Source organism: Fretibacterium sp. OH1220_COT-178 (assembly GCF_003860125.1).
Classification (GTDB): Bacteria; Synergistota; Synergistia; order Synergistales; family Aminobacteriaceae; genus CAJPSE01.
Genome location: NZ_RQYL01000040.1, coordinates 1 through 10,804 on the forward strand (window position 1 = coordinate 1; position 10,804 = coordinate 10,804).

At 60.4% G+C, this 10,804-nt stretch carries 10 protein-coding genes; all 10 read right to left on the bottom strand.

The features are described from left to right. Positions 1 to 290: 290 nt before the first annotated feature. Entirely contained in the window at positions 291 to 1,565 is a 1,275-nt protein-coding gene (locus EII26_RS12275; protein WP_124889455.1) for a TRAP transporter large permease, read from the bottom strand. 1 nt (position 1,566) lies between these two features. After that, positions 1,567 to 2,025, bottom strand: a complete 459-nt coding sequence (locus EII26_RS12280) for a TRAP transporter small permease (RefSeq protein ID WP_233572749.1) — start codon at positions 2,023 to 2,025, stop codon at positions 1,567 to 1,569. A 212-nt stretch (positions 2,026 to 2,237) separates the two neighbouring features. Beyond that, a complete protein-coding gene (locus tag EII26_RS12285) occupies positions 2,238 to 3,206 on the bottom strand; it encodes a TRAP transporter substrate-binding protein (protein ID WP_124889457.1) in 969 nt (322 codons plus the stop codon). A 128-nt stretch (positions 3,207 to 3,334) separates the two neighbouring features. Continuing rightward, the gene (locus EII26_RS12290; protein WP_158612335.1) at positions 3,335 to 4,369 is read right to left on the bottom strand and encodes a zinc-binding dehydrogenase; all 1,035 of its coding nucleotides are present in this window, start codon (positions 4,367 to 4,369) and stop codon (positions 3,335 to 3,337) included. A gap of 17 nt (positions 4,370 to 4,386) precedes the next feature. Beyond that, positions 4,387 to 5,157: an SDR family NAD(P)-dependent oxidoreductase gene (locus tag EII26_RS12295; protein ID WP_158612336.1), complete on the bottom strand. Its 771-nt coding sequence runs from the start codon at positions 5,155 to 5,157 to the stop codon at positions 4,387 to 4,389. A gap of 99 nt (positions 5,158 to 5,256) precedes the next feature. Continuing rightward, positions 5,257 to 6,534: a TRAP transporter large permease gene (locus EII26_RS12300; protein ID WP_124889460.1), complete on the bottom strand. Its 1,278-nt coding sequence runs from the start codon at positions 6,532 to 6,534 to the stop codon at positions 5,257 to 5,259. Further along, positions 6,522 to 7,040 (bottom strand): TRAP transporter small permease, encoded by a 519-nt coding sequence (locus tag EII26_RS12305; RefSeq protein WP_124889461.1) that lies wholly within the window; start codon positions 7,038 to 7,040, stop codon positions 6,522 to 6,524. Before EII26_RS12305 ends, EII26_RS12300 begins: the two co-directional genes overlap by 13 nt. A gap of 145 nt (positions 7,041 to 7,185) precedes the next feature. Continuing rightward, on the bottom strand, positions 7,186 to 8,148 hold the full coding sequence (locus tag EII26_RS12310; protein WP_124889462.1) for a DctP family TRAP transporter solute-binding subunit: 963 nt from the start codon (positions 8,146 to 8,148) through the stop codon (positions 7,186 to 7,188). Between the two features lie 127 nt (positions 8,149 to 8,275). Then, a complete protein-coding gene (gene lpdA, locus EII26_RS12315; protein WP_124889463.1) occupies positions 8,276 to 9,667 on the bottom strand; it encodes a dihydrolipoyl dehydrogenase in 1,392 nt (463 codons plus the stop codon). Between the two features lie 97 nt (positions 9,668 to 9,764). Continuing rightward, positions 9,765 to 10,804, bottom strand: a 1,040-nt coding sequence (locus EII26_RS12320) for a dihydrolipoamide acetyltransferase family protein (protein ID WP_148092573.1), incomplete at its 5' end; no start/stop codon positions are given.

Consider the following 10,804-nt stretch of genomic DNA (forward strand, 5'->3'; position numbering starts at 1 on the left):
GCCTTCTGTGCCCTTGGTCCATAGTGACTTCCCCCTGACTGAATGATTCTGCTGGAGGATATTCTAAACCTTTTAACCTCTCCTGACGACACTATCTAATGTCATCTCCATCGACATTCATGACCGCGAGCCCGGGCCGTCTGCACCAAGCCTTTGGAATAGGTCGTGACGGCCGCCCGGGGCAAGTTCTCCGAAACAGCCGCCTTGCGTCGGGACCGCAACCTTTCTCTTGGAATCGAACTCCATCCAGGACACCTCCACGCAGATTCGCCAACGCCCCGCGCAACACGTCATCTGAAGAGCTGGGGCAGCCACAAAGAGAGACCAGGAAGATAAGTGATCAGGAACAGGATCGTCAAACCGGCCAGGAAGAAGGGAATCGTCTCGATCAACGACCGTTCGATACGCTCTCCTGCAATGTCGTTGCCCAAGAGCAGCGCCGCCCCGACAGGAGGCGTCAGCAACCCCAGGCAGAGATTGAAGGACATGATGACCCCGAATTGGAGGGATGAGACCCCCACCTTATTGACCAGAGGAACCAGGATCGGAATCAGGATTACAAGGGCAGCATTCGCCTCCATGAGCATGCCCACGATCAGGAGAAGAACATTGACGAGCAGCAGGATCAAAAATTTGTCCCGGGTAAGATCGAGGATGGCCGAGGAAAGGATCTCGGGAAAACGCGAGGTGACGATAACCCAGCTCGACGCCTTGGAGGCTGCAAGAATAAAGAGGATCGTAGCGGTCGCAATGGCCGATTCGCAGAGAATGGGGTGAATTTCCGAGAATCTGAGGTCGCGATGCAGGGCAATCCCCACCACCAACGCATAGAGGACGGCCAAGACCGAGGCCTCGGTGGGCGTGACGATCCCGGAGAAGATGGCCCCCAGAATGGCGAAGGGCATGATAAGCGCCCAGATGCCCTCCCCCGCCGCCTTTCGGGCAGCTCCCTTGGGGGCCCTTTCATGCCTGGGGAAGTTGCGCCGTTTTGAGATCACGTAGGCCGTGAGACAGAGCACCCCACCCAGCAGGAGTCCTGGGATGACCGAAGCCAAAAACAGGTCTCCGATAGACATCGACAGCGCCGCTCCATAGACGATGAGGCATATGCTGGGAGGGATGACGGGACCGCAGACGCCCGACGAGGCCGCAACCGCCACGGCAAAGCCGGGAGGATAGTTCTCCTGCTTCATCGCCGGTATCGTTATGCCCCCGATGGCTGCGACGGTGGCGACGGCGGAGCCCGATATGGCGGCAAAGAACATCGAAGCCACAACGGTGACCATGGCCAGGCTGCCCGGGACCCAACCGACGAGAGTATTGCAGAAGCGAATCAGCTTTTGATTGATCCCTCCGGCCGTCATCAGATTTCCGGCCAAGATGAAAAACGGAATGGCCATGATGGGAAAGGAGTCGATCCCCGCAAAGAACTGCTGCGGGATCAGAATCAAGGGAAAAGACCCGGCGTAGAGGAGGGCGAGCAGAGTCGCCGATCCCAAAGCATAACCGATGGGCATACCCAAAAGGCTCAGGACGAGGATGGCAGCAATCAGGGTGCCGTGCATCTCAAACCGCCTCCTTTTCAGAAACGGCGGACGAGGGAACGCCCTTCATCATGCAGAGAATCTCCTCCACGGAAAACAGAACCATGATGAAGGCCCCGACGGGAATGGCCAAATAGATGTAGGCCATGGGAACCTCCAGGCCGGTGGAAGTCTGGTGAAGGGTGAAGGAACACAGCTCCGCCCCCTTGTAGCCCAGAACCAGGAAAAAGAAGATCGCCAGCAGTCTCGTCGCCATCCCGACGAAAGCCCTGAGAGGGGCGGGAAAGCGTTCGACCAGAAATCCTATGCACATGTGCCGCCCGTGCCGCGCCCCCAGGGAAGCCGCCAGCATGACGAGCCATACGAAGCTGTAACGGGCCAGCTCCTCCGACCAGGGATTGGCCTTGGAGAAGATGTAGCGCAGAACGATCTGGTAGGCAATGGAAGCGACCATCACGACGAACAGGCACGACGTTGCCAATCTCAATATTTTTTCTATTAAATTCAAGATTCCGATAAAAATGCGCATCCATATCCCCCTTATCCCAAAACGAGAGACGGGCAGGTTGACGATTTGCAGTGAACCGTCAACCTGATACGGTCGCACACGAAGGGCAGGACCCCATCACGGAAGCGGACCTCCCGAGCCAAGCACCCGGAAAAAACGAGATGGGGCCCCAACCGACCTATTCGCTATTGAACGGCCCCGATCTCGTCCGCGATCTCCCTGAGCTCGGGGAACAGTTCGATAATGCCGGCAACCCGTTCTCTGAACGGTGCGGTATCGACGGGCACAACCTCCACATTCTTGTTTTTGAACTTCTCGATATACTGCTGCTCCTGCTCCACGGAATAACGCGTCCGCCATTGGGCGACCTCGTTGGCGGCCTCGATCAGGGCCTTTTGAACATCCTCTGGCAGGGCTTCGAAATACGCTTTGTCGAAGATAAAAACATCGTTGCTCAGGACGTGGCGCGTTTCGATCAGGAAGGGGCAGAGCTCATAGAGGGCATAACTGTAACAAAAATCCAACGGGTTCTCCTGGGCCTCCACCGTACCTTGCTGGAGCCCGGTGTAGATCTCCGTCGCAGCCATGGGGGTCGGTGCAGCGCCGAGAAGTTCCCACGTCTTCAAATACATCTTCAGCTGAGGGGCACGGATTTTCAGGCCCCGAAGCCCATCCGTATCGGTAAATTTCTTTTTGCTGGTCACGTAGCGGGCACCACGATACATCGCTCCCATCAGCTTGAATCCGCCGGCATCCCCGATTTTTTTCAGCAGACGATCCCCCGTCTCGCTGTACCATACCTTTTTGAAATGATCGAAGTCCCGATACAAATATGGAAATGGGTCGATGCCCGCCAGCTTCGTGTAGGGCTCCAGGGTTCCGATACTCTCGATCACCGCATTAACGATACCCGGTTTCAGGCCTTCGATCGTCACGCGCCAGTCGCCCAGGGTCCCTCCCGAGAAAACCTCTACAGTCACGGCCCCCTGCGTTTTCTCCTTGACCAGCTCTGCAAACTTGACGCAGGCCATATCCCGGGGGTCCCCCACAGGAGCCACATTGGCCAGCCTTATCGTCACAGGACCGGCCCACAAGGGGATACACCACAAAAAGACAAGACAAAACACGCCGATACCGAACAATCCCTTCTTCATGAAAACCAGCCTCCTTCGGAGCAAACTGAGACACTCGGACACCCGACTGCTCGCGTCCCTCAACGTCCTGCCCACCTCCAGCGCCAGGTAAAAAGAGGAAGAAATCGTCGAATTTCAGAGGCTATCTCTTAAGGCAACAGCAGAATTTTGCTTGCGTCCTCCCCCCTCAGCAAAAGTTCAAAGGCCTTCTCGGCATCCGTCAGGGGAAGCCGGTGAGAAATAAGGCTTTCGAGCTCGATCCTCCCGGATTCAATCAATCCCAGCATCCGCGTCCAGGTCGAGAACATCTTGCGGCCGTGGTATCCGTAGACGGTCGCCTCCTTGAAGATCACGTCCGGAGCGAGGTCGATGGCCGTCGGTTCGGACGGAAGGCCCAGAAGGTGCACCTCGCCCCCCTTGCGCAGGTACTTGAACGCTCCGGCGATCGCCCGCGGGTTCCCCGATGCGTCGAAGACGACATCGGCCCCGACCCCATGGGTCTGTTCCCTCACAAACTCCCCCGGGTCCGACTTCGAGGTGTCCACGGCATGCTCCGCACCGCAGCGCTTGGCCAGCCCCAGACGGTACTCCATCACATCGAGAGCGATGATCTTCCGTGCCCCCATCGCATGGGCGACCGCGATGACCCCCAAGCCGATCGGTCCGCTCCCCACGACCACCACGTTCGCCCCCGCAACCTGAGCGTTCTCCACAGCACTGACGCCGACGCCGAGGGGCTCCATCAGCGCCCCGTATTCGATGGGGATGGACTCCGGAAGCCGGACCAGGCAGGACTCCGGATAGGCCATGAACTCGGCGAAGGAACCGTCCCGATGGAGCCCCGGCAACTTGAGGTTGGCGCAGATATGCTGCATTCCGTTGCGGCACTGGTAGCAGAGCCCGCAGTTGATGTGAGTCTCTCCCGAGACGACGTCCCCCACCTTGAGGGACCTCACGCCCTTTCCCAACTCGACGATCGTCCCGACAAACTCGTGTCCCATGATAAGAGGGACCTTTTTGATGTTGGCCTGGGCCCAGCCGTTCCAGGCATAGATGTGAATATCCGTCCCGCAGATCGCGGTGCTGTGGACCTTGAGCAGGACCTCCCCCTCGGCCGGAATCGGGACGGGAACCCGATCGAAGCACCCTCCGTATGCGCGTTCCCTCTTCAAAAAGGCGTTCATCGTCATCGTTGTATCCCTCAATTCCCCTTCATGATTCCGCCGTCGACGGTAACGATCTCGGACGTCATCTGCCTCGCGGCATCCGAGGCCAGAAAGAGCGTCACGTTTGCGATGTCCTCCGCCAAAGCAAAACGCTTCAGCGGCGACGAGCTCAAAATGGCTTCCCGACGTTCGGGCTCCATCTCCCGAATCATGCTCGTCTCGACGGGTCCCGGACAGATGCAGTTCACGTTGATCCCGAAGGCTCCCATCTCCCGCGCAATTCCCTTCGTCATTGCGATGACGGCCCCCTTGGAGGATCCATAAAGCGTACTGCCCAGAAAACCGCCGCCGGTCTTTCCCGCAATGGAGCCGATATTGACGATCTTTCCGTAACGACGTTCCACCATGAAGGGAAGTACGGCCTTGTTGCACGTGAAGATGCCCTTGACGTTGACTCGGTAGACCCTGTCGAAGGCATCCTCATCGGTATCGAGAAAGGGCTGCGTGTGAACGATTCCCGCCGAACAAACCAGGATATCGATCCGCCCCCAGCGCTCATGGACGCGCGCCATGTTTTCCCTCACCTCGGGCAGGTTGCCCACATCGGTCTTCAGAAACAAGCAGTTTTCTCGCGTCGCAGGGGTAAGGTTGTCCGCCTTCCACTCCCCTTCGTTCAAATCCCACGGCGAAACCTTCGCCCCCAACGATTCGAACGCCCTCGCTATCGCCAGGCCTATTCCCTGCGCGGCACCGGTGACAACGGCGACCTTGCCGGAAAAATCGAACGCCCTTTCCGATATACCCACAATTCATCGCCTCCTTGTCCTCAAAGGCACGTCCCAAACGAGCCTCCATTGCCGCCCGTCAAGGTGTGGAAACGCGCATCAGCAAGAGAGCCGCACTCCCTATTTCAGAATTCCCGGGAGAAACATGGTTATTTGAGGGATATAAGTGATCAGTAGCAACGCAAGGACGCCCGCCACGACAAAGGGAACGATCTTCCGGCAAATTTCGGCCACGGGAAGCTTCGCGATGTTGCACCCCACATAGAGATTGATGCCTACAGGAGGTGTTATGAGGCCAATCGCCATATTGACGGTGACAAAAACGCCAAAGTGCACCGGATCGATTTTCATCGCGGTGACGACGGGCATGAGGATGGGGATCAGGATGTAATAGGCGGAGTTCGCGTCCAAAAAACAGCCCGCAATGAGGAAAATGACGTTGACGATGAGCAACAGGGCAATCTTGTTGAACCCCAACCCCAGCATGGCGCTGGATATGTCGCTGGCAATGTGGCTTGTGGCCAAGAGCCATGCAAAAACGCTTGCCGCTGCGATGATGAACATCACAACTCCGGAAGAGATGGCGGCATCGACGAACAGCGTCCAGAGATCGCGGAGCCTGATCTCCTTGTAAATGAAGAGGCCGACGAAGAGGCCATACACCACCGAAACTCCGGCGGCCTCCGTAGGCGTGAAGATCCCGCCGTAAATGCCGCCCAGAATGATCACCGGCGTCATCAGCCCCCAGAGGGCATCCTTGAAAGCGGCCCACCACTCTCCCGGACTGGCCTTCGGCTGCCGGACGATGTTCGCGTTGCCCCGCGATACGTAGACCGCCGCCAAAACATAGGCAATCCCGACAAGGATTCCCGGAACAATCCCGCCGCTGAACAACGCGCTGACGGACACGTCGGCGATGGAGGCATAGACCACAAAGGCGATGCTCGGGGGAATGATGATCCCAATCCCGCCTGACGCGCTCATGAGCGCCGTCGCCATGCCCTTATCGTACCCCGCCTTGACCATCGCGGGAATCAGGACACTTCCCAAAGCGGCAACGGTCGCCGGACCGGACCCGGAGATGGCGGCGAAGAAACAGGCCACAATGACCACTACCGATATCAGCCCGCTCTTGCGATGCCCGACGCAGACCGATGCAAAGCGGATCAGGCGCGTGGAGATCCCCGCATATTCCATGATCACGCCGGCAAGGATGAAGAAGGGAATGGCGAGCAGGGCGAATTTGCCGATGGCCGTGTACATGATGCTGGGGAACATCGCAAACGAAAAGTCCCCCAAATAAAGGCCGATGAGGGAGGAAAGACCGAGGGAAACGGCGATGGGAACGTTCAGGAAGACCAGGGTAAAGAATACCCCGAGCAGAATTATTCCTGACATCTGGGCACCCCTCCCGTCGGATCGGCTGGGGAGCCTGCTCCCCAATAGAGCCTCTTGAATTCGTGGTAACCCGCACCCAGCGCCCGCAGTGCGATAAGCCCCCCACCCACGGGGACGGCAAGGCCCTGGACCATTACGGGCAGTTCCAAAGCCGGAGTCCTCGCTCCCAGCATGATTTGCCCTTCAACCATCACGATGCCCTCGTCGATCATGATCGCCATCATCGCGACGGAACAGAACATCGAAAACAAGGCCATGAACGCCTGCATTTTTTGGGGAAAAAGTTCGACGAAATAACTCATTCCGAGATGGGAAGACCTTTTGAACCCGGCAGCGATGCCGAGCATGCTGACCCAAACGAAGGCCATAACCGTAATCTCTTCCGTGAACGAAAAGGAATTGGTAAAACAATAGCGGCTGACCACATTGACGAAATTCATAACCGTCATGAAAGCGAGCCCAAGGACGATCAGGCCCTCTTCCAGAAAATCAAAAGCCCTTGCCATCGCTCTCAAGTTCTCTCACCCTCGCTTTTCATAGCCATTTGAGGCCATGGGGGAGTTGTTCCTCCCCCACGTCCCGACGCTCTCAAAAGCCGAGATGAAAAACGGACAGTTCCCTCCGAATGGACCGGAGACGCCGGAACCCCGCTTACTTGAAGGAATAGCCGAAAGCCCTGAGGAGATCCTCCCCGATTTTTTCCTTGTACTGGTCGTAGATGGGCGCAGCAGCCGTCTTGAATTCCTGAATCTGCTCCGGAGTCAGCCTGGTGACCGTCATGTGCTTCTCAAAGAGCTTGAGAATCTCGTCATCCATGGCCCGAGAGGCCTCGACCTGCTTCTTCATGGCGGCCACTCCGGCCTCCTTGAATATCTCCTTGTCGGCATCGCTCAGTTTTTTCCAGACCTTTCCGCTGACGGAAAGTGCGATGGGGTCATAGGAGTAATTCCACAGGGAGATGTATTTCTGAACCTCGTGAATCTTGGCGCTGCGCATGGTGTCGAGAGGATTTTCCTGTCCGTCGATGGTCCTCTGCTGCAGGGCCGTAAAGACCTCGGCAAAGTTCATCGCCGTGGGGTCCGCACCAAACAGCTTGAAGAGGTCGACATACATGGCGATGGCCGGCGTCCGGATCTTGAGCTGCTTGATATCGTCGAGGCCGGTGATGGGACGGACGTTGTTCGTGATCTGACGGAATCCGTTTTCGCCAAAGGCCAAAACGTGAGCGCCCTTTTTCTCTATGAGCTCCTTCAGCTTAAGCCCGCCCTGACCGTTGAACAAGATTTCGTCCACACTCTTATAGCCCTCAGGGAAAAGCCAAGGCATGGTCACAACCGTCAACTTGGGCTCGAAGCCCGTCATGTTGATGACGGAATGAAAATCGACATCCGTCACCCCGGTGAAGAGCATCTCCACCCCCTTCACCATGTCGCCGCCGGAGAGCTGCTCGTTCGGGAAGATCGAGATGACGTACCTTCCCTCCGTTTTCTCCTCCACCAGGCGTTTGAACTCCCTGGCTCCGACCATCCAGACGCTCGACTCGGAGGTGGTCAGATTCATCCTCAATTCCACCGGTTTTGCAAAACTCACGGAACAAGCGACCACGACAAACATGATTCCAAGAACTGCGACCAATGCCTTTTTCACTACTTTCACCTCCCTGAAATTTTGGACAACAACCTTCTGCAAAACCGGCACCCTTCCGGCCGCATGCCGTCGAGGTGCCGCGCGAAACAGCGTTCTACGCCGGCGGGAAGTGGATGGCCTGGCCCCAGGTGGCCATCGCCGCCTCGGGGAACGCCTCCGAGACCGTGGGGTGCGGGTGGATGGTGGACACGAGCTCCTCGAGCGTCGCCTCCAGACGAAGCGCCAGGCCGCCCTCCGCGATCATGTCCGTCGCCGGGCCGCCCGCCATGTGCACGCCCAGCACCTCGTCGTACCGCTCGTCGGAGACGATCTTGACCATCCCCGCGGCGTCGCCCGTGATGATGCTCTTGCCGTTCCCCGCCAGGGGGAAGCGCCCGACCCGGACCCTGTGTCCGCGCCGCACGGCCTCCTCCTCGCTCAGCCCCACGGAGGCGACGGCCGGGGACGTGTAGATCGCGCTGGGGACCGTCTTGTAGTCCATGTGGACCTTGTGCCCGTCCTCCAGCAGGATGTTCTCCGCGGCCACCTCGCCCTCGCGCTCCGCCACATGGGCCAGCATGATGGGGCTGGTGCAGTCCCCCACCGCATAGACGCCCGGGACGCGCGTCTCCATGCGCGCGTTCGTGACCACGCGCCCGCGCTGAACCTCCACGCCGATCTCCTCCAGGCCCAGGCCCCGCGTCACGGGACGCCGGCCCGTGGCGACCAGCACGCGCTCGGCGAAGAGCCGCAGAGCGCCGCCGCCCGAGCCGATCTCCAGGGAGTAGCCGTCCCCATCCCTGGACACGCTGCCCAGCCGGGCGCCCGTGTGGAAGGTCACCCCGCGCGCCTCCAGGGACTTGCGCAGGATTCCCGCTATTTCCGCATCGACGTTCGGCAGGATCTGGGGCAGCATCTCGACGACCGTCACCTCCACGCCGAACGCCGCGAAGACGGAGGCGAACTCCACGCCGATGACCCCACCGCCCGCGATGGCGATGCTCCGGGGCAGGGACTCCAGGGACAGGGCCCCGTCGCTCGTGAGGATACCGGGAAGGTCCAGACCCGGGACCGGCGGCAGCGACGGCTCGGATCCCGACGCCACGATGACGGCGTCCGCGTCGATGCGGCGCCCGTCCACCTCGGCGGTACGAGGGCCCGCCAGACGCGCGGTCCCCTCGACCAGCGTCACCCCGTTGGCCTTCAGGAGCCCGACGACGCCCTCGACCATGTAGTCGACGACCTCCTGCTTGCGCTTCAGGATCGCCCCCCAGTCGAAGCGGGGGTTGTCGGCATAGATGCCGATCGTCGGCCCCTCCTGCCGGATCGCTGTGTAGAGCTCCGCGGCGTGCAGCAGGACCTTCGTGGGGATGCACCCCACGTTCAGACAGGTGCCGCCCGGACGCTTTCGTTCGACCACCGTAACGGAGGCGCCCAGCTGCGCCGCGCGTATCGCGGCGACGTAGCCGCCGGGGCCGCCCCCGACGACGAGGACTCTCTTTTTCAAAAAAAACACCCTTTCGTCTCGAAGAAGCTATGACGGAACCCCCGGGGACGGAGCCCCGGGGTTTTTGTCCGGAACACCCAAAGAGAAATCCCCGCGCCTACAGCAGGAACAGCTCGGGATTCTCGACCAGCTCCTTCAGCTTCGCCAGAACGGCGGCCGCATCGGCCCCGTCGATGAGACGATGGTCCGCGCTCAGGCAGAACGTGGCGATGGGCCGGACGACCACCTCGCCGTCCACGACCACCGGCTTCTCCCGGGTCGTCCCGACCCCGAGGATCGCGGCCTCCGGCGGGTTGATGATCGGGGTGAAGCTGTCGATCCCGACCATCCCGAGGTTGGACAGGGTGAAGGTCCCGCCCATGGTGTCGTCCGGCATCAGCCTGCCGCAGCGCGCCCGCTCCACGAGGTCCGCCCGCGCGCTCGCGATCTCCGCAAGCCCCTTGTTCTGGACGTCCTTGATGTTGGGGACGATCAGCCCGCCCGGCAGGGCCACGGCCAGCCCGACGTTCACCGAGCCGTGCAGCACGAAGCCGGCGATCCGCCCCTCCTCGAGCTGCACCGAGGCGTTGAGCATCGGGGTCTCCACCAGGAGCTTGGCGCAGAGCTTCATCAGAAGGTCGTTGACGGAGATGCGGACGCCGCCCTTCATCCGTTCGTTCAGGCGCTTGCGCAGGGCCTCCAGCTCGCTCATATCCACGTCCGCGAAGTACCGGACCGCGGGGATGGTGTTGACGCTCTCGAGCATCCGTTCCCCGATGATCCGGCGCATCTGCGTCGCGGGGACGACGCGGTCGTTGGCGCCCGCGCCCATCGAGGCGATGGAAGCCGCCACGTCGGCCTTCATCAGCCTGCCCGAGGCGCCGAGCGACGCGAGGTCCAGCCCCGCCTCCTGCGCCATCCGCGCCGCGACGGGCGAGGCTTTTCCGACTCCCCGCCCCTCCGCCTCCAGGACGTCGCGCGCGACCACCCAGCCGCGCGGACCCGTGCCCTGCAATGCGGAGAGGTCGATGCCCTTCTCGCGCGCGATCTTCTTGGCCTTCGGCGACGCGGCCACGGGCCCCGACGCGGGGGCCTGGGCCGCAGGGGCCGATGCCGCCGCCGACGGAGCCGCAGGGGCGGGCGCCGACGGCTTGGGGG

Bases quoted from the DNA above. Each gene is read 5' to 3' on its own strand.
- EII26_RS12275 (WP_124889455.1), bottom strand. From the start codon at position 1,565: ATGCACGGCACCCTGATTGCTGCCATCCTCGTCCTGAGCCTTTTGGGT.
- EII26_RS12285 (WP_124889457.1), bottom strand. From the start codon at position 3,206: ATGAAGAAGGGATTGTTCGGTATCGGCGTGTTTTGTCTTGTCTTTTTG.
- EII26_RS12290 (WP_158612335.1), bottom strand. From the start codon at position 4,369: ATGAACGCCTTTTTGAAGAGGGAACGCGCATACGGAGGGTGCTTCGAT.
- EII26_RS12300 (WP_124889460.1), bottom strand. From the start codon at position 6,534: ATGTCAGGAATAATTCTGCTCGGGGTATTCTTTACCCTGGTCTTCCTG.
- EII26_RS12305 (WP_124889461.1), bottom strand. From the start codon at position 7,040: ATGGCAAGGGCTTTTGATTTTCTGGAAGAGGGCCTGATCGTCCTTGGG.
- EII26_RS12310 (WP_124889462.1), bottom strand. From the start codon at position 8,148: ATGTTTGTCGTGGTCGCTTGTTCCGTGAGTTTTGCAAAACCGGTGGAA.